The sequence below is a fragment of the Micromonospora sp. A202 genome (genome assembly GCF_006715105.1).
Taxonomy (GTDB): domain Bacteria; phylum Actinomycetota; class Actinomycetes; order Mycobacteriales; family Micromonosporaceae; genus Micromonospora; species Micromonospora zamorensis.
Genome location: NZ_VFMP01000001.1, coordinates 6691862 through 6710355, shown reverse-complemented (window position 1 = coordinate 6710355; position 18494 = coordinate 6691862). Strand labels below are relative to the sequence as shown.

The window sequence follows — 18494 nt, the reverse complement described above, 5'->3', positions numbered from 1 at the left end:
GACGGTCAGCTGCGCTCGGAGATGGCCTCGATGAGGTCGCCCACCGGGCGTTCCGGCAGGGAACGGGCCACGTCGGCGACAGCCACGATGCCGACCAGCTCATGCCCGTCGATCACCGGCAGCCGGCGTACCTTGTGCTGGCCCATGGTCCGCAGGATCTCGGCCGCGTCGTCGTCCGCGCCGATGGTCACCGCCTCGCCCTGGGCCAGCTCACCGGCCGTCACGTTGGCCGGGTCGCGGCCCTCGGCCAGCACCTTCACCACGATGTCGCGGTCGGTCAGCATGCCCTTGAGCCGGTTGTCGTCGCCGCAGATCGGCAGTGAACCGACCCCCAGCTCCGCCATCTGCTTCGCGGCCGACTTCAGGTCGTCCTGCTCGCGGACACAGGTCACGTCGTTCGTCATGATCTCGCGTGCCGTAGGCATTGGTAAGACACCTCGCTTCCGGGGGGTTGTTGCCGTTCCTCCTACCCCGGTCCGGCACGGCCATGCCGCCCACCTTTGTCACCACGTGCCCGCGCCGTCACCGCGCGTCCCAGCCCTCACTGCTCGTCTGAACGGAACGGGTCCCGGGCCGGGCCATGCTCGGTCCAGCAGAGGCCACCGCGAAACTCCACCCCCGGGATTCCTTCGACAAGGTGGCTGATGTCCACCAGGTCCGACACGGAGGCGGCGAGGTCCGATCGAAGCTCCTCGACCGCCGCCTCCAGGTCGTCCTCCTCTGTGGACCAGTCGATGTCGGCCGTACCCACGGATCATGACAAGGGCGGCTCACACGTGGCAGGTCCCTTCGACCAGACCTCGTCGGGAGTCACCCCCGAATCGCGGCCTCACGGATCATGGCGTCCGTCTCGGGGTCGGGCATGAGCTCCCGGACGTCCTGGGCGCAGCGGCAGGCGGCGGCCATCTTCGCAGCCCACCCCAGCGCCTCCTCGCGCGTGGCCACGTCGACGACCGAGAACCCTCCGATGACCTCCCTGGTCTCCGGGTAGGGGCCATCGGTGACCGTCCCGTCGGTGGCCACGACGCTCGCCCGCTGCCTTTCGAGTCCGCCGCCGTACACCCACACGCCGGCGTTCACGGCCTCCTGGACCACCGTGTGCGAGGCCTTGCCCACGTCGGGCATCTCCTCAGCGGGGATGTGGTCCATCGCGCCGTCATTGAACGAGATCAGGTACTGCGTCATCCTCATGACCCCCTTGTCCCGGCGGCCTCCTCCGGCCACCTCTCGTCTGCTCTACGAACGACTCGCCTCGGATTCGACACTGTGCCAGAAGAATTTCGCGGGATCTGTCCGCTCCGCTCTCGCCGCTCGTCCGGCTTTCGCGTGAGCTGGGACGTCTCTGGTCGCACCCTTGGTGATGGTCACCACGCTTCCCCAACTCTCCCCTCACGGAAGGGTAGGTTCTGTGAGGGTCATCGAGGTGTGGCGGCAGCCCTCTCACCCCGTGGGCAGAGCGCCCTGAGCTCTGGAGCCACGCCCGACCGTTCTTGAACCGTCCGCCCCCACGAGGGACGGCTGCTGCTGTGCGCCTTCCCCGGGTGCGCCTGACTGGAAAAGGCCGTATGTCCTCTGTGCTGTCCGCGGCGCTCCGACCGCATCTGTCCCGCCCGTCCTGGCTGTCGCCGAAGGTGTTCCGCACCGAGGTTCTCGCCGGCCTGGTGGTCGCGCTCGCGTTGATTCCCGAGGCGATTTCCTTCTCCATCCTGGCCGGCGTCGATCCCCGCGTCGGCCTGTTCGCCTCGTTCACCATGGCCGTGGTGATCGCATTCTGCGGCGGTCGACCGGCGATGATCTCCGCCGCGACCGGAGCGGTCGCCCTGGTCGTCGCACCCCTGGTGAAGGCACACGGCCTGGACTACCTCGTCGCGGCAGTGATCCTCGGCGGCGCGATCCAGGTCCTGCTCGCGGTGCTCGGCGTGGCGAAGCTGATGCGGTTCATTCCCCGTAGCGTCATGGTCGGCTTCGTCAACGCCCTCGCCATCCTGATCTTCGCAGCGCAGATCCCTCATCTGATCGGCGTGCCGTGGCTGGTCTACCCGTTGGTGGCCGCCGCCCTGGCGATCATGGTCGGGATGCCCCGGCTCACCCGGGCAATCCCCGCGCCGCTGGTCGCGATCGTCGTGCTGACCGTCGTCACGGTGGTCGCCAGCGTGGCTGTGCCAACCGTCGGCGACGAGGGCGCGCTGCCGGACAGCCTGCCCACCCTCGGTCTGCCGCAGATCCCCTGGACTCTCGACACTCTCGCCGTGCTCGCCCCCTACGCCCTCGGCGTGGCGTTGGTCGGGCTGATGGAGTCGCTGATGACCGCCAAGCTCGTCGACGACATCACCGACACCCACTCCAACAAGACCCGCGAGTCCTGGGGGCAAGGCGTCGCCAACATCGTCACCGGCTTCTTCGGTGGCATGGGCGGCTGCGCGATGATCGGTCAGACGATGATCAACGTAAAGGCGTCGGGTGCTCGCACCCGACTGTCGACCTTCCTGTCCGGCGTGTTCCTGCTCATCCTGGTCGTCGCGCTCGGTGACGTGGTCGCAGTCATCCCGATGGCCGCCCTGGTCGCCGTGATGATCATCGTGGCCGTGTCGACATTCGACTGGCACTCCGTGGCGCCGAAGACGCTCAAGCGGATGCCGTACGGGGAAACGATCGTCATGGTCGCCACCGTCGCCACCACCCTGGCCACCCGCAACCTGGCCATCGGCGTCGTCGTCGGCGTGCTCACCGCCATGGTGATCTTCGCTCGCCGGGTCGCCCGCCTGGTCGAGGTCACCAGCGTGCTTGACCCGGACGGCACCACCCGGATCTACTCCGTGCATGGTGAGCTGTTCTTCGCCTCCAGCAACGATCTCGTCGGTCAGTTCGACTACGCGAACGACCCCGAGAACGTGGTGATCGACATGACCCACGCGCACGTGTGGGACGCCTCGTCAGTCGCCGCCCTGGACGCCATCACCACCAAGTACGCCACCCGGGGAAAGCACGTCGAGATCATCGAGCTGAACAAGCCCAGCGCCCGCATCCACGACACCCTCGCCGGCCAGCTCGGCGTCGGCCACTGATGACCGCCGCCGCCAGCCGCGGTGCTGGGTCGGGACACGATTCCGGTCCGACCCCAGAGCGCTTGATGCAGATCGGAGAGGCCGCCGAGCGGGTCGGGCTGAGTATCCGCACCATCCGCCACTACGAGGAAGCCGGCCTGATCGTCCCCTCCGCCCGCAGCGAGGGCGGCTTCCGCCTCTACACCGAGCCCGACCTCGACCGCCTCGCCGTGGTCAAACGGATGAAGCCCCTCGGGTTCACCCTCGACGAGATGCGGGACCTCCTCGCCGTCCTCGACGCACTCGACACCGCCACCGGGGCCGAACGGGCCGAGCTGCTGGACCGGCTCGGCATGTTCCACAACGCCGCCACCACGCGGGTGACCGCACTTCATGACCAACTCGCCATGGCCGAGGAATTCGCCGGCACGCTACGCGACAAGCTCGACCATCACACCGACCCAACCACCTGAGCAACCTCTGGTGACCTCGGCTTGTGGCCTGTCAACGCATCGATAGGGTGCCCACGTGGACCAGTCAAGACCGGTGGTGTTTCTCCTCGTGGGGCTACCAGGCTCAGGGAAATCGACCTACGCCCGGGCGCTGGAACTCACCGGGGTGGTTCGGCTGTCGGTCGATGACGTTCTGCAGGCACGACACGGTCGACTTGGGAAGGACTACCCAGCCGAACGCCACGTCTCCCTGCTGGGTCCTGTCGTCGAAGATGTGCGGCGGCAGCTCATCGAACTGATCCGGAGCGGCCGCTCGGTCGTTCTCGATCACGGCCTCGGGCAACGCCGCGAGCGCGACGACTACAAGCAGCTTGTCGAATCGCTCGGTGCTGGCTGGCGTCTGCTGCACTTCCGCGTCGATCAGGCCGAACTGAGGCGGCGCCTCGCCATCCGAAATGACGATGCCGCGTCCGGCATCATCACGCCTGAAACGCTGGATTGGATCGCAGCCGTCTCGGAGGAGCCACGTGGCGAGGGAGAAGAGATCGTCGCCGCGACCTAGCCGATCGAGCGGGTCACCGTCGTCGGACTGCCTCTGGGATCGAGCGTGCAGGGCCAGGAGAGGAAGGAGCAACCACTCGCTGCACTCGGGATCGAGATCAATCTCGGATGTGCTGGTGGAGCCTCGCCTTCTTTGGTTTCGCATGCACGGTGCTGAGGTATCTCGATGTATCACCGCGCCGCAGGGAAGGGGTGGAATCCTCATGCCGAGGATCACCGTTCGTCGCGCCCTGGACGCTAGTGGCCTTCTACGCCGCATCAAGATCGAGATTGATGGGCACGTCGTGGCACGCCTGAAGCGTGGAGCCGTCCAGAGCGTCGACGTAGCGCCAGGCCAGCATGTGGTACGGGCTCATCTGGATTGGCAGAGCAGCGCGCCGGTCGAGGTGCACCTCGCCGACACGGAGACGATTGCTTTGGAAGCGGCCACAGCGGAACGTTCGATGACGTTCACGGCGACGTTCCTACGGCCCGAGAGCGGGCTCGATCTACAGGTTGTATGACCGGCGCATTACGAGATCAAGATGGGCGACCGGGCGAGCTGCGACCGAGGGATTATGAGATCAAGGTGGGCGGCCCGGCGAGCTGCCCAGATGGCCTTCTAGCAGCGTAGATGCCTCTCGGCATCTCTCACCACGCCCCCGCTGTCCGCCGGCATCCTGCGGACCATGTGCGGACTGCTCGCCATCCCCTATGGCACGCCAACAATGGCCTTGATCGCCATCCCCTCCGCCCGGTGCAACCGACGGATCTCTGCCCAGTCCTCCACGCTCAGCACCTCCCGATGCTTCCGAAGGGGTCAAGATTCAACCGGAACCACGGGGTCAGTTTTCACGCGGCGTCGACAGTCTCTGGCACAGTACGCGGTTGTGATCGACTGGCTGAGGATTCGTGCTGCTTTGGGCTGGACACTGTTGGGATACGCGGTGGCGGGTCTGGCCACTGCGCCCTTGGCGGCGGCGCCGATGCCCTCACATGCAGTGCCCTGCGAGAAGATCACCGAAGATCTGGCTTGGTCGGTATGGGTTTTCCGTGATGCTGTGTGGCTCTCCCTCGCCTTCTCGCTGCCCGTGGCCGCTCTGATGACGGCCGCGCTCGTTTGGCGACCCGGGATGTCCGCCAAGGGCGGGGCAGGCGTTGGCCTCGCCGTCGGCCTCATTCTGGCCGCAGTCAGCGTTGGCTATTCCATAACGGCCGCTACATGCGGGTACGACATGCAACAGGTCAGCCCGTAACAACGCACACAGAGCTAACTCTGACCAACCTGCAATGCGCCGAAGGCGGATCTCCGAGGAGGGTCGGGGTTCGGGGCGGAGCCCCCGAGGTCTTCAAAGGACTTGAGACCGTCAGCGTGGCCGGCCGTCCCGGCCGATGCCGGCCGGAGGTCCCAGCAAGCCGGGGCCGGGCCGGCGCGGCCCGCTTGCGGGCCGCCTTGATCCTTAAGAGGTCAATTCGGCGGTGAAATCGGCTCGCTGAGTGTCCCGTCACTGGACATGCTTGACTCGCGTTCCACCTGATGCTGACATGATCCTCAAGACGCGTCGCGAAGGCCTTCACCGTCCGCGGCAAGGCGCGCGTCGTGGTGGATCAGCTCTGCGGTAGGGGCAGGAGTTGAACCAGGCCTACTGCGGTTTCCTCATTCGCCCAGGTGTGAACGGCGCGGACGGCCCACCGGCCAGCCGGCGTCGGAACCGGGGCTTGCTCGGGCATCTTCTCTTCACCGGGGTACGGAACGTTCAGCTCGGTTCCGGGGGTGACGGAATCTATAAGCACCGTCGGTCCGTCCGTCTCCCAGATGCCACATTGCGCCCACTCGGCGGCATGGTCGTCGAGGATGGACCTCGCGACGTTGGCACTCCAAGATCCGGATGACGGCCGATACCTCGGCCATCGCCGCAGCGGCCATCGTGGCGTCTCAGATGCCCGGCGGAGACCCGATAACCTCGCCGTACGCGCCGGACTTCCTGCTTGCTGGTGAGTCCCTTGACTTGGACGACGACCTGCCACAGCTGGCGGTTGAAGCACTTGACCGGGTCCTCGGCGACGACTCGGAGTGGCGGAGCCTATGGGGCGAGGCGGGAGCGAGTGAGTTCCCGCAGATCAACAAGCTCCGCGCAGTGCTGTCCGGTCCGCCCGAACTGCCAGGCCAGATCGCGATGCTTTAGGGACCGCGCGTTCCTGGGGCGGTGGTCTACCCGTCATTCCAAGTCATCGACTCAATCGATGCTGGGGTCCTCTTCGTCGAGCGACGTTGTGATCACCTGGTCCCACGCGTTAACAATGGCTGCGGCCTGCCGCACGTCTGGCACTTACCGCTCCTCTGCCTCAAAGCCCATCTCCGCCGTGAGTGCGCACATCGTGGAACGCTCCGCCCGGACTCACGGTGGAGGTGGGCAGCCCTTCGGGCCGGTACCAGCTCTGGCGCTCCATCCACGCCTGGTGAGCGGCCTTGATCGCCGAAGCTCCTCCGCTGCTTTCGCGCTCCGTCAGGAAGCGATCCAGCAGTCTGAACAGGGCGTCGCTTGCGGCACGGTTCTGAACGTGATCGAGCGGCAGGAGCGGTGAACACTCCTCGGGAGTAGCGAGCCGTCTGGCGAGTGCCTGCCACATCAGGTTGTTACCGGCGTCGAACTGGATGACCAGCCACTCGCGCCACCCGTCTAACAGTGGAGCGTCAGCCATCCAGTAGCCCTGCAGGAACGCTGTGAACTGCCCAAACGAGCCGTCTAGCCCGAACATGCCCGGCCGCCGGTGGAGCTTGTCGAACAGCTCCCGATAGTTCATCGCCCCTCGTCCCGTGCCCTATTATCGACGCCGCGTGAAAATTTCAGTCGGCGTTGACACACACCGCTCTCCGCTGGCGGTTGACCGCTTGCGGACTCGTTGCGGACTGAGCCCAAATGCCGTTGACCGTCAGCGAGCCTCAGCCTAACGTCCGCTCGATGACGTATCAGTTCCATCACATCACGCTGCGCGTCAGCGACTTGGGACAGTCTCGCCGCTTCTACGAGGGAATCCTCGGGTTGCGGGTCGATCAGGATTTCCCGGCCGAGAAGCTGCGGTTCAGGCTGGGAGGCACCTCAACCAGCCTGGTGCTTCACCCAGCCTTGCCCGGCACGCCTTCGGGCGACCGCTTCACCGAGGCGCGCATAGGCCTGGACCACATTGCCATCGGCGTGCCCGTGGGTGAAGTCGCACGCGTCGCCGAGGTGCTCACCGCAAATCAGGTCCCGAACAGTGGGGTGAAGACGGACTCGAAGGGCCCGGCGATGGTCGTCTTCCGCGATCCGGACAACATTCAGTGGGAGCTGTTCGAGGAGCTGTAGTTCGTTGCGACCACGTCTGCGTCGTGGGCTCAGCGAATCTCCCCGTCCAGGGAGGCTGGTAGCCCCTTGTGGTGCCCGCCGAGGTGATTCGCGGCGGCATCTCTGAGGAGGGCCGGGGTTCGGGGCAGCGCTGGATGAGTTCTTCGCCAGCGGATGAGGAGTTCGCGGCATGACGGGCCGGCGTCGGCGTTCTCACGGTGAGGGCTCGGTGTACAGCGTCCGGGCGTGTCGGCTGCGGTGGTCGAAGACGCACCGGTCGGCCCGTCCGCTGCCGCTGTCGGCTCTGGCCGTCCGGGCGTTGGAGGCACAGCGTGTGCGCCAGGCCAAGGAACGGCTCGTCGCGGGGAGGTGTGGTCAGATCATGGAGCTGCTCGGGCATTCCACGATCCGGATGACGGCCGACACCTACGGCCACGTTCTGCCGGCGCGGGCGCGTAAGGCTGCCTCAGCCATTGACCGGATTCTCGGCCAGGAGGGGACGGCGTGACCGGCCTGGCTGTACTCGGCACCGAGATCAGCTGAGGAAAGTGCTGGTGGAGCCCAGGGGACTCGAACCCCTAACCCCTGCCTTGCAAAGGCAGTGCTCTGCCAGTTGAGCTAGGGCCCCGTGAGTGGCCGTGGCGTCGATCGCTCGTCGCCGGGCCGGACGTCAGCGCAGGTCGGGTGCGGTGGTCGCCTCGTGCCACAGGGCACGCTCGTCGTTGGCGGCCTTGACCTTGTTGAAGACGACGGCAGCCACGCCGACGACGCCGGCCAGGATCAGCAGCTTCTTGAACATGGGGCGACCCCTCGCGCTCGACTAGCGTCGGACGACAATGCGGTGGGGCTAGATGGAATCGAACCATCGACCTCAGAGTTATCAGCTCTGCGCTCTAACCGACTGAGCTATAGCCCCGCGTTGCGACGAGCAAGATTAACCCATCCACTCTGCCGGCCCCAAATCGGGGTCCGACCCTGCGAGCCGGGCCGTCGTCGCCTGCAAAACCTACCCGAGTACGGGACGCCGGAGCGACCGCATTCCGCGGTGCCCCGGCGTCCCGGTCACTCAGTCGCGCTCGGCGAGGGTCAGCTCGATCCCGCCGACCAGGTCGGCGCAGACGTTGTAGACGAACGCTCCCAGCGTGGCCAGCGCGGTGAACAGCACCACGTTGACCAGGCCGATGAGCGCCGAGCTGAGGATCACGCCCTTGGCGGTGATCTGGAACCCGCTGGTGCTTTCTCCACCACCGGCGTTGACCAGGTCACTCAGGCTGTCGTTGACGCTCTGGAACACACCCATCGCGTCCAACGCCAGGTACAGCACCGAGGTGGCGACCACCACGACGATGAAGAGCACCACCGAGACGGCGAACGCGAACTTCATCACCGACCACGGGTCGATCCGCTTCAGGTTCAGCCGGGCCCGGCGCGGTCCGCGGGAAGCGGCCGAGCTGACCGAGGTACGCGCCGCGCGTACCGCATCGCCAACGCGGGCTGCCCCGACGGCGGACGCGTTGCCGATGCCGGGCGGCAGGCCACCGCCGCTGGCCGGGCGGCCGGCAGCGGCCGTACGCGACGCGTCCGACTGCGGCTGGGTCATGCCCGGCGTGATCCGCGGCTGGGTGCCGGTGGACCCGGCAGACGCCGCCTGGCCGGGCCGGACGTTGATCGGTTGGGTTGTCGCCGGACGGGCCGAGGGTGGCGCCGCCGCACCCGAAGGTGTGGCGGCTGCCGACGTCGGTGCCTCGGCACCGGACGTCTTCTCGGTCTTGTCGGCGGCCCCAGCGTCCTCACCGGCCGGCTCCGGCGGGGGTGTCATGCCCGGAGCCCTCGTGAATTTCGGGGCAGGCGCATCGGCGGGGACCGTAGCCCGGCCCACGGCCGCGCGGCCGGTCGCTGGTGTGCCGCCCTTGGCGGCCTCCTCGTCGACCGGGTTGGCCGAGGTCCCCGTGTTCCCCGACTTCGCCTGTGTCTCCGTCATTCAACTAGTCCTGTTCGTCAGGCTCGTCGGCATTGCGAGCAATCGCCACGATAGTCACGCCGTCCGGGAGGTCCATCAGCTTGACCCCCATTGTGTTCCGGTCACGCGTACGGCGTACAGGCTTCACCGGAGTCCGAATGACACCACCATTGCTGGTGATCGCGAACAGCTCGTCGTCCGGATCGATCACCACCGCGCCGACCAGACCACCGCGCCGCTCGGTGATCTTCGCAGTCAACACGCCCTTACCTCCCCGGCCCTGCACCGGGTATTCCTCGATCGGGGTCCGCTTCGCGTATCCCCCGTTCGTGGCCACCAGAACGTCCAGGCCGTCCCGGACGACCTCCATGGCGAGCAGGACATCGTCGTCCGTGAAGCGCATGCCGATCACACCCGAGGTGGCCCGGCCCATCGGCCGCAACGCCTCGTCGGAGGCGTTGAACCGGATCGCCTGTGCCTTCTTGGAGACCAGCAGCAGGTCGTTCTCCGGCGCAACCAGAGCAGCACCGACCAGCTCGTCCTCATCGCGCAGGTTGATCGCGATGATGCCGCCGGAACGGTTGGAGTCGAACTCCTCGAGCCGCGTCTTCTTCACCAGGCCGTTCTTCGTGGCCAGTACCAGATAGGGGGCTACCTGGTAGTTCGGGATCTCAATGATCTGCGCTATCTGCTCGTCGGGTAGGAAGGCGAGCAGGTTGGCCACGTGTTGGCCCTTGGCTACCCTACTGGCCTCCGGCAACTCGTATGCCTTGGCCCGGTATACGCGTCCCTTGTTCGTCAGGAACAGGATCCAGTCGTGGGTCGAGCAGACGAAGAAGTGGCTGACGATGTCGTCCTGCCGCAGCGTGGCGCCGCTGACGCCCTTACCGCCGCGCCGCTGCGAGCGGTAGAGATCGACCTTGGTGCGCTTGGCATACCCGGTGCGGGTGATCGTGACGACCACGTCCTCGCGGGCGATGAGGTCCTCCATCGAGACCTCGCCATCGAACGGGATGATCTTCGTCCGCCGTTCGTCGCCCCACTTGGCGACGATCTCGCCAAGCTCCTCCGAGATGATTCTCCGCTGGCGCTCCGGTTTGGCGAGGATGTCCTTGAGATCGGCGATCTCGATCTCGAGCTTGGCCAGGTCGTCCACGATCCGCTGCCGCTCCAGTGCGGCGAGCCGGCGCAGCTGCATGTCCAGGATCGCGGTCGCCTGGATCTCGTCGATATCCAGCAGCCGGATCAGGCCCTGCCGGGCGTCGTCCACGGTCGGCGAGCGCCGGATCAGCGCGATCACCTCGTCCAACGCGTCCAAGGCCTTACCCAGACCGCGCAGGATGTGCGCCCGCTCCTCGGCCTTCCGCAGCCGGAACGCGGTCCGCCGGCGGATCACGTCGATCTGGTGCTCGACGTAGTAGCGGATGAACTGCGCCAGGTTGAGCGTGCGCGGCACCCCGTCGACCAGGGCCAGCATGTTGGCGCCGAAGGTCTCCTGGAGCTGGGTGTGCTTGTAGAGGTTGTTCAGCACGACCTTCGCGACCGCGTCGCGCTTGAGCACCAGGACGATCCGCATACCGGTACGACCGGAGGACTCGTCGCGGATGTCGGCGATCCCGGCGAGCTTGCCCTCCTTGATCAGCTCGGCGATCCGCTCCGCGAGGTTGTCCGGGTTGACCTGGTAGGGCAGCTCACTGACGACCAGGCATGGCCGGCCCCGCTTGTCCTCCTCGACCTCCACCACGGCGCGCATCCGGATCGAGCCACGACCCGTGCGGTACGCGTCCTGAATTGCGGTCGTGCCGACGATCAGGCCGTGGGTCGGGAAGTCCGGACCCTTGACGATGCCGAGCAGGGCCTCGAGGGTGGCCTCCTCGTCCTCCTCCGGGTGCTCCAGGCACCACTGCACCGCCGCGCCGATCTCCCGCAGATTGTGCGGCGGGATCTTGGTGGCCATGCCGACCGCGATGCCCTCGGAGCCGTTCAGCAGCAGGTTGGGGATCCGCGACGGCAGGATGGTGGGCTCCTTGGCCCGACCGTCGTAGTTGTTCTGCAGTTCGACGGTGTCCTCGTCGATGTCCCGCAGCATCTCCATGGCGAGGGGGTCGAGCTTGCACTCGGTGTATCGCATGGCGGCAGCCGGATCGTTACCCGGCGAGCCGAAGTTGCCGTTGCCGTCGACAAGCGGGTAGCGCAGCGACCAGGGCTGCGCCATCCGGACCAGCGCGTCGTAGATCGACGAGTCGCCGTGCGGGTGGAACTGACCCATCACGTCACCGACGACCCGGGAGCACTTCACGTAGCCGCGGTCGGGACGGTAGCCGGAGTCGAACATCGCGTAGAGGATCTTGCGGTGGACCGGCTTGAGGCCGTCCCGGACGTCCGGCAGCGCGCGACCGACGATGACGCTCATGGCGTAGTCGAGGTAGGAGCGCTGCATCTCCACCTCGAGCCCGACCGGTTCGATCCGGTCGTGCGCGACCACCGCGGCGATGGCCTCGGCGGGGACCTCGGGCTCGTTCGGTGTGGACTCGGGAGAATCGGTCACTGTATACCCTTATCAGACTCAGAGTCGTTTTCGTGCTGTGGATAACCGCTGTGGATAGCGGCCAAGCTGTGGATAACTCTGTGGATCGGTGGATCGACCGGGGAGCACCCGGCCGATCCACCGCGATCCGTCAGATGTCCAGGAACCGCACGTCCTTGGCGTTGCGCTGGATGAACGACCGGCGCGCCTCGACGTCCTCACCCATCAGCACACTGAACAACTCGTCGGCGGTCGCCGCGTCGTCGAGAGTGACCTGACGCAGGGTACGCGTCGCCGGGTTCATCGTGGTTTCCCACAGCTCGGGATAGTTCATCTCGCCGAGGCCCTTGAAGCGCTGGATGTCGTCCGGCTTGGCGTTCGGCTTCTTCTGCTGGCGCAGCGCGATCAGACCGTCCCGCTCGCGGTCGGAGTACGCGTACTGGGCGTCGTCGCCCTTCTTGTTCCACTTGATCTTGTAGAGCGGCGGGGCGGCCAGGTAGACGTTGCCCATCTCCACCAGCGGACGCATGAAACGGAACAGCAGGGTGAGCAGCAGCGTCTGGATGTGCTGGCCGTCGACGTCCGCGTCGGCCATCAGCACCACCTTGTGGTACCGCAGCTTTTCCATGTCGAAGTCGTCGTGGATGCCGGTGCCCAGCGCGGTGATCAGCGCCTGGACCTCGTTGTTCTTGAGCACCCGGTCGATCCGGGCCTTCTCCACGTTGAGGATCTTGCCGCGGATCGGCAGGATCGCCTGCGTCCGCGGGTCGCGGCCCTGCTTGGCGGAGCCACCGGCCGAGTCGCCCTCGACGATGAACACCTCGGACTCGCGCGGGTCGGTGGACTGGCAGTCGGCCAGCTTGCCCGGCATCGAGCCGGACTCCAGCAGCGACTTGCGCCGGGCCAGCTTGCGCGCCTGCTGCGCGGCGATCCGGGCCCGCGCCGCCTGGGAGGCCTTCGTGATGATCATCTTGGCCTCGGCCGGGTTGCGGTCGAACCAGTCGACCAGCCGGTCGTTGCAGACCCGCTGCACGAAGCTCTTCACCGGGGTGTTGCCCAGCTTGGTCTTGGTCTGACCCTCGAACTGCGGGTTGGCCAGCTTGACCGAGATGATCGCCGCGAGCCCTTCGCGGATGTCCTCGCCGGAGAGCTTCTCGTCGCCCTTGAGCAGCTTCTTGTCGGTGCCGTACCGGTTGACCACGCTCGTCAGCGCGGAGCGGAAGCCCTCCTCGTGGGTGCCGCCCTCGTGCGTGTTGATCGTGTTGGCGAAGGTGTAGACCGACTCGCCGTACGACTCGTTCCACTGCATGGCGATCTCGAGCGACATGCCCTCCTCCTCGGCGATGAACTCGACCACGGTCTTGTGGATCGGGCTCTTCGAGGCGTTGAGGTGTCGGACGAAGTCGGCGATGCCACCCTCGTAGTAGAAGGTCACCTCGCGCTGCCGGCCGTCTTCCTCCTCGGCCACCCGCTCGTCGAGCAGGTGGATGCGCAGGGCGCGGTTGAGGAAGGCCATCTCCTGAAGGCGTCGATAGATGGTCTGGAAGTCGAAGTCGACGGTCTCGAAGACGTCGGGGTCCGGCCAGAAGGAGACCGCCGAGCCGGTGCGGTCGGTGGCCTCGCCCTTCTCCAGCGGGCCCGGCTTGGAGTGGGTGTAGTGCTGCCGCCACACGGCGCCGGACTTGTGGATCTCGACGAACATCTTGGTGGAGAGCGCGTTCACCACGGACACGCCGACCCCGTGCAGACCGCCGGAGACCGCGTACGCCTTACCGTCGAACTTGCCACCCGCGTGCAGGATCGTCAGCGCGACCTCGACACCCGGCTTCTTGAGCTTCGGGTGGAGGTCGACCGGGAAACCACGGCCGTTGTCGGTGACCCGCACGCCGCCGTCGGCGAGCAGCACCACGTCGATGGTGTCGCAGTATCCGGCGAGCGCCTCGTCGACAGCGTTGTCCACAACCTCCCAGACGAGGTGGTGCAGACCGCGCTCGCCGGTGGACCCGATGTACATACCGGGCCGCTTGCGGACCGCCTCCAGACCCTCAAGAACGGTGATCGACTCTGCGCCGTACTCCTGCTTGTCCTGCGCTGCCACCCTCGGCCACTTTCTCGCGTCAGCCACGCCGGTAGGGCGCGTCGGGCGCGGGTTCGGCGGACAGCACGCGACGTCGGCGCGCGGACCGGTGCCGGAGACCTCCGGACAGCGGGTCGAACGCGCCGGTCGCCGCGGTTGCCCGCGGATCGCGATCGGCTCGACCCGACGTGGAGAATGAATCTGGGGCCACCGGCCCCGTCCCTCTCCCACACCGGGTCTTCGTCTCGCTGTCAATCCTACTGTGCGCGGGGGACAGAACCACCACTCGGCACCCTCAGAGAGGCGGCTGAGATGTCCGTAGCCGGCAGAACCCCGCTGCCCGCGACTCCCCCCACACGCCAGGGTCCGATCGCACGCGCCGTCCCCGAACGGGTTGACCCGCGCCCGGGCGGGTCGGGGGTCGCGGCCAAAGCATCCGTGCCGTACGTTTGCGGCGCCCCGGAACCAGCCTTGATCTTTACCGGCCGGAACCGGGACGATCGACCCGATCGACCCGACACGTGCTCTTTAAGAGGTGACAGATGGGGCTGGACAACGTCGCGGTGCACTGGCCCCGGACCGGCCGCTTCTACGACCCGGTCGCACCGGCCGAGTTCGTCGACTTCGGCGAGATCGTCGACCTGCCGCGAATCTCCGCGCCGACGGCTGCCCTGGCCGAGCTGATCGCGAAGACCGGCACCATCCGGGCGACCGCGTACACCGAGCTGGTGGATCTGCTCCTCGGCCTCGAAGGTGTGTTGTACGCCACAGACGCCGCCGCCGAGGACGAGGACCCGGTGATCGATCCGGACGGCTGCTCCTGGATCGCCAGCGGCATCGAGAGATTCGTGGCCGGGCACCGTCCCTACGGCGAGGCGGTCACCTTCGAGTCGGTGAGCACGGTGCTGCGCTCTCTGCTCGGTGACGGCAGGCTGGCCGAGCAGCAGCTGCGGTGGCTGGAGACCCGGCTCGACGCGCTGCGCGACGAGCGCGGCGACCCGCCGCAGTGGAACTTCACCTGCGCGGAGCTGGGCGTGCTGGCCGCGTTCTACCGGCGCTGCGCCGAACGCGGTTTCGCCGTCTACGCCGACGCCTGAGCCGCCGCGCCGGCCCCCGGCGAGGTCGGGTCGCCGCCCGGTCGGTTGGCCGCCGCGATCACCTGCGTGAGCACCGCGTGCAGGTGTTGCAGGTCCTCCACGGGCAGCCCGAGTCGCTGCACGATCGCGGCCGGGATCAGCTCGGCCTGCCTTCGCAGTGCGGCGCCGCTGTCGGTGAGGGTGACGGCGAGGCTGCGCTCGTCGCTGGGGTCGCGCTCCCGGCGCAGGTAGCCGGCTGCTTCGAGCCGCTTGAGCAGGGGTGACAGCGTGCCCGGATCGAGCTGCAACAGGCGGCTGAGGTCGCGGCCGGACAGCGGTGCGTGCTGCCAGAGCGCCAACATGACCAGGTATTGCGGGTGGGTCAACCCCATCGGCTCCAGGAGTGGGCGGTAGACCGCCACCACACTGCGCGCGGCCACCGAGAGGGCGAAACAGACCTGCTGCTCCAGCGCCAGCGGGTCGACGCCTTCCGGTCTCTCGCTCATCGGTTGCCCTCCTGATGCACGATAGCTATCGTACCAATCATTGGTGTACCAACCATTGGTAGGCCAACAGTTGCGGGACCACACGACGCGGGAGAGTGCGGCAGATGAGCGAGGACGGCGCGGTCACCAAGGCCCCGGGCGAGGGCGGCCGACTCCTGAGCTGGGCCTTCCGGCACCTCGCCGGCCCCGCCGAGGGTGTGAAGGGCGCGGTGCAGGGCGGCTCGGCCGAGGCCCGCGACGCGTGGAAGCGCGACCTGGCCGAGCGCAAGCGCTTCACCCGGGAGCAACGCGAGCGCAAGCGGGCCGACCGCGGGGCCCAGCGGCGGAGCTGAGGCGCCCTCAGCCGTACGTGTCGCGTGGGCCCCGCCCGCGTACCCGGCGCGGCCCCTTCGCCCAGGAGGGCGCGGCCGGGCCGTGGATGTGCAGCTTGCGCACCACGTTGTGGCCGACCTCGCTGGCGATCTGCTTGAGCAACGAGCCGGCGAGCAGCCGCAGCTGGGTGGCCCAGGCCGTCGAGCGCGCCTCCACTGTCAGCTCACCGTTCTCCAGCTTGACCGGGCGACTGTTCTGGGCGACCTCCGCGCCGACGACCCGCTCCCAGGCGCCGAACACGGTGGCCTCGGCCGCCGGCTGCTGCCAACCACGCGCCTTCACCAACCGGTTCAGCACCGCGCTGAGCGGCTGGGGATCGCGCGGGTCGGGGCCCGGGCCGGAGTAGCCCCGCAACCGCCGCCCCGAGCCGCCGGCAGCGTCGCCGCCCCCGCCGCCGGGGGCACGTCGGGCGCGCGCCGCCTGCTGCCGCCGGGACAGCGCAGCGTCGAGCACCGCCCGGGCCAGCTCCGGCCCGCTGGCGGCCGCCGCCGGCTCACCGCCCGTCGACTTTCCCCCGGGGGTACGCGCAGCGTCGCCCTTTCCGGCCTCGGGACTGTTGGTGCGTGGCTCATCCGACACGGCGTACCGTCCCTTCGCCAACCTGATAGCGGGTGCCCCGCAGAGCAGCCGGCACGTCGTCGTCCACCGCGCAGGTGACGAGCAGCTGACTCGCCCCACCGACCAGCTCCGCCAGCCGCTCCCGGCGGCCGGTGTCCAACTCGGCGAACACGTCGTCGAGCACCAGCACCGGCTCGATGCCGTCGGCGCGCAACAGGTCGTAGCCGGCCAGCCGCAGCGCGAGCGCGAACGACCACGACTCGCCGTGGCTGGCGTACCCCTTGGCGGGCAGTGGCCCGAGGGTCAGCGCCAGTTCGTCACGGTGCGGGCCGACCAGGGTGGTGCCTCGTTCGATCTCGGCGGAGCGGGACGCGGCCAGGGCGGTGGTCAGGGCCTTCGCCAACGCGGCCCGGTCGGTGGTCGGCTCGGCCAGCTCGATCGAGGGCCGGTAGGCGATGGTCGCCGCGCCCCGACCGGCGGCCACCGCGTCGTATGCCTTGGCGACGTGCGGGGTGAGCGCGGCGACGAGCTCCAGCCGACCGGCGAGCAGCTCCGCGCCATGCTGTGCAAGGTGCGTGTCCCAGACGGCGAGAGTGCCGAGGTCACCGCCCCGGGACCCGCCGGTCTTGCGAGCCAGGTACGCGGTGCGCAGCAGGGCGTTGCGCTGCTTGACCACCCGCTCGTAGTCGGCCCGCACCCCCGCGAACCGGGGTTGGCGGTTGACCAGCAGGTCGTCCAGGTAACGGCGGCGCTCGGACGGGTCACCCCGGACCAGCTCAAGGTCCTCCGGGGCGAAGAGCACGAGTCGCAGCGCGCCGAGCACGTCCCGGGCCCGCCGTGCCGGTGACCGGCCCAGCCGGGCCCGGTTGGCCTTGCCGGGCACAATCTCCAACTCGACAAGGAGTTCCCGCCCGTCGTGGACCACCGCGCAGCGGATCACCGCCGACGAGGCGCCCATCCGGACCAGCGGCGCGTCGGTGGCGACCCGGTGCGAATCCAGGGTCGCCACGTAGCCCAGCGCCTCGACGAGATTGGTCTTGCCGACGCCGTTGGCGCCGATCAGGACGTTCGCCCCCGGCTGGAGGTCGACGGCCACCCGCTCGTACGAGCGAAAGTCGACCAGTTCCAACCGTTGGACGTACACAGGGTGTGGATACCGCTCAGCGCTTGTGGACGGCGTGGCCACCGAACTGCTGACGCAGCGCGGAGACGGCCTTCATGGCGGGCGAGTCGTCCTGCCGCGACGCGAACCGGGCGAAGAGCGAAGCGGTGATGACGTTCAGCGGCACGGCCAGCCGGACCGCCTCGTCGACCGTCCACCGACCCTCGCCGGTGTCCTCGGTGTAGCCGCTCAACTCGGCCAGCTCCGGGTCCTCGTCCAGTGCCCGGTCCAGCAGGTCGAGCAGCCAGGAACGGACGACGGTGCCCTCCCGCCACGACTTGATCACGCCCGGCACGTTGGTCACCAGCTCGGAGGCGGCCATCAGCTCGTAGCCCTCGGCGTAGGCGTGCATCAGGCCGTACTCGATGCCGTTGTGCACCATCTTCGAGTAGTGCCCGGCACCGACGGGGCCCGCGTGCACGAAGCCGAACTCGCCCTCCGGCTTGAGAGCGCTGAAGATCGGCATCAGCCGGTCGACGTGCTCCTGGGCACCGCCGACCATCAGCCCGTAGCCGTTCTGCCGGCCCCAGACGCCGCCGGAGACGCCGACGTCGAGGTAGCCGATGCCCCGCTCGTTGAGCCGCTCTGCCCGGGGCGCGTCGTCGCTGAACCGCGAGTTGCCGCCGTCGATGATGATGTCGCCCTCGCCAAGCACCTCGGCCAGTTCGTCGATGGTCGCGTCGGTGACACCGGCGGGCACCATGACCCAGACCGCGCGGGGCGACTCAAGCTTCTCCGCCAGGCCCGCGAGGGTCGTCACGTCGCTGATCTGCGCGTTGTGGTCGAAACCGACAACGTCGTGACCAGCGGCGCGCAGCCGCTCCCGCATGTTGCCGCCCATACGGCCGAGTCCTACAAGGCCGAGCTGCATGTGTTTCTACCTCCGTGGATCTG

At 67.9% G+C, this 18494-nt stretch carries 23 protein-coding genes and 2 tRNA genes; 10 read left to right on the top strand and 15 right to left on the bottom strand.

All coding sequences use genetic code 11. The features are described from left to right. Positions 1-5: 5 nt before the first annotated feature. The 3 genes from FBZ33_RS31175 to FBZ33_RS31165 form a co-directional block, all read right to left on the bottom strand. Complete coding sequence (locus tag FBZ33_RS31175) at positions 6-425, bottom strand: CBS domain-containing protein (protein ID WP_141911976.1); 420 nt, start codon at positions 423-425, stop codon at positions 6-8. 116 nt (positions 426-541) lie between these two features. Beyond that, positions 542-751, bottom strand: a complete 210-nt coding sequence (locus FBZ33_RS31170) for a hypothetical protein (RefSeq protein WP_185755447.1) — start codon at positions 749-751, stop codon at positions 542-544. 59 nt (positions 752-810) lie between these two features. After that, positions 811-1185, bottom strand: a complete 375-nt coding sequence (locus FBZ33_RS31165; RefSeq protein WP_141911975.1) for a YciI family protein — start codon at positions 1183-1185, stop codon at positions 811-813. A gap of 380 nt (positions 1186-1565) precedes the next feature. Between FBZ33_RS31165 and FBZ33_RS31160 the strand changes: the two genes are divergently transcribed. From FBZ33_RS31160 to FBZ33_RS31140, 5 genes are all read left to right on the top strand, one after another. After that, on the top strand, positions 1566-3065 hold the full coding sequence (locus FBZ33_RS31160; protein ID WP_141911974.1) for a SulP family inorganic anion transporter: 1500 nt from the start codon (positions 1566-1568) through the stop codon (positions 3063-3065). Beyond that, positions 3065-3517, top strand: coding sequence for a MerR family transcriptional regulator (locus tag FBZ33_RS31155; RefSeq protein WP_141911973.1), 453 nt, complete (start codon positions 3065-3067; stop codon positions 3515-3517). Before FBZ33_RS31160 ends, FBZ33_RS31155 begins: the two co-directional genes overlap by 1 nt. A 55-nt stretch (positions 3518-3572) precedes the next feature. Further along, a complete protein-coding gene (locus FBZ33_RS31150) occupies positions 3573-4058 on the top strand; it encodes an ATP-binding protein (RefSeq protein ID WP_199176999.1) in 486 nt (161 codons plus the stop codon). Positions 4059-4260: 202 nt separating this feature from the next. Then, positions 4261-4560, top strand: coding sequence for a hypothetical protein (locus FBZ33_RS31145; protein ID WP_141911972.1), 300 nt, complete (start codon positions 4261-4263; stop codon positions 4558-4560). A gap of 366 nt (positions 4561-4926) precedes the next feature. Then, positions 4927-5292, top strand: coding sequence for a hypothetical protein (locus FBZ33_RS31140; protein ID WP_141911971.1), 366 nt, complete (start codon positions 4927-4929; stop codon positions 5290-5292). A gap of 352 nt (positions 5293-5644) precedes the next feature. On the opposite strand, the gene FBZ33_RS33875 is transcribed toward FBZ33_RS31140, so the two are convergent. Further along, a complete protein-coding gene (locus FBZ33_RS33875; RefSeq protein WP_141913048.1) occupies positions 5645-5956 on the bottom strand; it encodes an Imm21 family immunity protein in 312 nt (103 codons plus the stop codon). On the opposite strand from FBZ33_RS33875, the gene FBZ33_RS31130 reads away from it, so the two are divergent. After that, positions 5926-6222, top strand: coding sequence for a DUF4259 domain-containing protein (locus FBZ33_RS31130; protein WP_141911970.1), 297 nt, complete (start codon positions 5926-5928; stop codon positions 6220-6222). The genes FBZ33_RS33875 and FBZ33_RS31130 overlap by 31 nt on opposite strands. A gap of 160 nt (positions 6223-6382) precedes the next feature. Here the strand turns inward: FBZ33_RS31130 and FBZ33_RS31125 are convergent, their stop codons facing one another. Further along, positions 6383-6841 carry a hypothetical protein gene (locus FBZ33_RS31125; protein ID WP_141911969.1) on the bottom strand — a complete coding sequence of 153 codons (459 nt, stop codon included), beginning with the start codon at positions 6839-6841 and terminating at the stop codon, positions 6383-6385. A 158-nt stretch (positions 6842-6999) separates the two neighbouring features. Here FBZ33_RS31125 and FBZ33_RS31120 point away from each other — a divergent pair, with 158 nt between their 5' ends. Both FBZ33_RS31120 and FBZ33_RS31115 read left to right on the top strand, forming a co-directional pair. After that, entirely contained in the window at positions 7000-7383 is a 384-nt protein-coding gene (locus tag FBZ33_RS31120) for a VOC family protein (RefSeq protein WP_185755446.1), read from the top strand. A gap of 208 nt (positions 7384-7591) precedes the next feature. Continuing rightward, positions 7592-7870, top strand: coding sequence for a hypothetical protein (locus tag FBZ33_RS31115; protein WP_255509081.1), 279 nt, complete (start codon positions 7592-7594; stop codon positions 7868-7870). A gap of 44 nt (positions 7871-7914) precedes the next feature. On the opposite strand, the gene FBZ33_RS31110 is transcribed toward FBZ33_RS31115, so the two are convergent. From FBZ33_RS31110 to gyrB, 6 genes are all read right to left on the bottom strand, one after another. Beyond that, a tRNA-Ala gene (locus FBZ33_RS31110) sits at positions 7915-7990 on the bottom strand. Positions 7991-8032: 42 nt separating this feature from the next. Further along, positions 8033-8161, bottom strand: coding sequence for a DLW-39 family protein (locus tag FBZ33_RS33145; protein ID WP_007453934.1), 129 nt, complete (start codon positions 8159-8161; stop codon positions 8033-8035). 43 nt (positions 8162-8204) lie between these two features. Next, positions 8205-8278, bottom strand: a tRNA-Ile gene (locus FBZ33_RS31105). Positions 8279-8428: 150 nt separating this feature from the next. Continuing rightward, positions 8429-9343: a DUF3566 domain-containing protein gene (locus FBZ33_RS31100; RefSeq protein WP_088950811.1), complete on the bottom strand. Its 915-nt coding sequence runs from the start codon at positions 9341-9343 to the stop codon at positions 8429-8431. Positions 9344-9347: 4 nt separating this feature from the next. Continuing rightward, positions 9348-11870, bottom strand: a complete 2523-nt coding sequence (gene gyrA / locus FBZ33_RS31095) for a DNA gyrase subunit A (RefSeq protein ID WP_141911967.1) — start codon at positions 11868-11870, stop codon at positions 9348-9350. A gap of 130 nt (positions 11871-12000) precedes the next feature. Continuing rightward, entirely contained in the window at positions 12001-13947 is a 1947-nt protein-coding gene (gene gyrB, locus FBZ33_RS31090) for a DNA topoisomerase (ATP-hydrolyzing) subunit B (RefSeq protein WP_141911966.1), read from the bottom strand. Positions 13948-14468: 521 nt separating this feature from the next. Here gyrB and FBZ33_RS31085 point away from each other — a divergent pair. After that, entirely contained in the window at positions 14469-15023 is a 555-nt protein-coding gene (locus FBZ33_RS31085) for a hypothetical protein (protein ID WP_088950808.1), read from the top strand. Here the strand turns inward: FBZ33_RS31085 and FBZ33_RS31080 are convergent. After that, positions 15008-15508: a MarR family winged helix-turn-helix transcriptional regulator gene (locus FBZ33_RS31080; protein ID WP_141911965.1), complete on the bottom strand. Its 501-nt coding sequence runs from the start codon at positions 15506-15508 to the stop codon at positions 15008-15010. The genes FBZ33_RS31085 and FBZ33_RS31080 overlap by 16 nt on opposite strands. Before the next feature lie 104 nt (positions 15509-15612). Between FBZ33_RS31080 and FBZ33_RS31075 the strand changes: the two genes are divergently transcribed. Continuing rightward, positions 15613-15840: a hypothetical protein gene (locus FBZ33_RS31075; RefSeq protein ID WP_141911963.1), complete on the top strand. Its 228-nt coding sequence runs from the start codon at positions 15613-15615 to the stop codon at positions 15838-15840. Positions 15841-15847: 7 nt separating this feature from the next. On the opposite strand, the gene FBZ33_RS31070 is transcribed toward FBZ33_RS31075, so the two are convergent. The 3 genes from FBZ33_RS31070 to gnd are packed head-to-tail and all read right to left on the bottom strand — an operon-like array spanning position 15848 to position 18471. Next, the gene (locus FBZ33_RS31070; RefSeq protein ID WP_088950806.1) at positions 15848-16459 is read right to left on the bottom strand and encodes a DUF721 domain-containing protein; all 612 of its coding nucleotides are present in this window, start codon (positions 16457-16459) and stop codon (positions 15848-15850) included. Then, positions 16449-17582, bottom strand: coding sequence for a DNA replication/repair protein RecF (recF, locus tag FBZ33_RS31065; RefSeq protein ID WP_141911962.1), 1134 nt, complete (start codon positions 17580-17582; stop codon positions 16449-16451). The genes FBZ33_RS31070 and recF overlap by 11 nt, the downstream gene beginning before the upstream one ends. A gap of 16 nt (positions 17583-17598) precedes the next feature. Beyond that, the gene (gnd, locus tag FBZ33_RS31060; protein ID WP_088950804.1) at positions 17599-18471 is read right to left on the bottom strand and encodes a phosphogluconate dehydrogenase (NAD(+)-dependent, decarboxylating); all 873 of its coding nucleotides are present in this window, start codon (positions 18469-18471) and stop codon (positions 17599-17601) included. Positions 18472-18494 lie beyond the last annotated feature (23 nt).

Coding starts and splice junctions, on each gene's coding strand:
- FBZ33_RS31155 (WP_141911973.1), top strand. CDS start 3,065: ATGACCGCCGCCGCCAGCCGCGGTGCTGGGTCGGGACACGATTCCGGT.
- FBZ33_RS31165 (WP_141911975.1), bottom strand. CDS start 1,185: ATGACGCAGTACCTGATCTCGTTCAATGACGGCGCGATGGACCACATC.
- FBZ33_RS31125 (WP_141911969.1), bottom strand. CDS start 6,841: ATGAACTATCGGGAGCTGTTCGACAAGCTCCACCGGCGGCCGGGCATG.
- FBZ33_RS31085 (WP_088950808.1), top strand. CDS start 14,469: ATGGGGCTGGACAACGTCGCGGTGCACTGGCCCCGGACCGGCCGCTTC.
- FBZ33_RS31075 (WP_141911963.1), top strand. CDS start 15,613: ATGAGCGAGGACGGCGCGGTCACCAAGGCCCCGGGCGAGGGCGGCCGA.
- FBZ33_RS31145 (WP_141911972.1), top strand. CDS start 4,261: ATGCCGAGGATCACCGTTCGTCGCGCCCTGGACGCTAGTGGCCTTCTA.
- FBZ33_RS31130 (WP_141911970.1), top strand. CDS start 5,926: ATGACGGCCGATACCTCGGCCATCGCCGCAGCGGCCATCGTGGCGTCT.
- FBZ33_RS31175 (WP_141911976.1), bottom strand. CDS start 425: ATGCCTACGGCACGCGAGATCATGACGAACGACGTGACCTGTGTCCGC.
- FBZ33_RS31120 (WP_185755446.1), top strand. CDS start 7,000: ATGACGTATCAGTTCCATCACATCACGCTGCGCGTCAGCGACTTGGGA.
- gnd (WP_088950804.1), bottom strand. CDS start 18,471: ATGCAGCTCGGCCTTGTAGGACTCGGCCGTATGGGCGGCAACATGCGG.
- FBZ33_RS31100 (WP_088950811.1), bottom strand. CDS start 9,343: ATGACGGAGACACAGGCGAAGTCGGGGAACACGGGGACCTCGGCCAAC.
- FBZ33_RS33145 (WP_007453934.1), bottom strand. CDS start 8,161: ATGTTCAAGAAGCTGCTGATCCTGGCCGGCGTCGTCGGCGTGGCTGCC.
- FBZ33_RS31080 (WP_141911965.1), bottom strand. CDS start 15,508: ATGAGCGAGAGACCGGAAGGCGTCGACCCGCTGGCGCTGGAGCAGCAG.
- FBZ33_RS31160 (WP_141911974.1), top strand. CDS start 1,566: ATGTCCTCTGTGCTGTCCGCGGCGCTCCGACCGCATCTGTCCCGCCCG.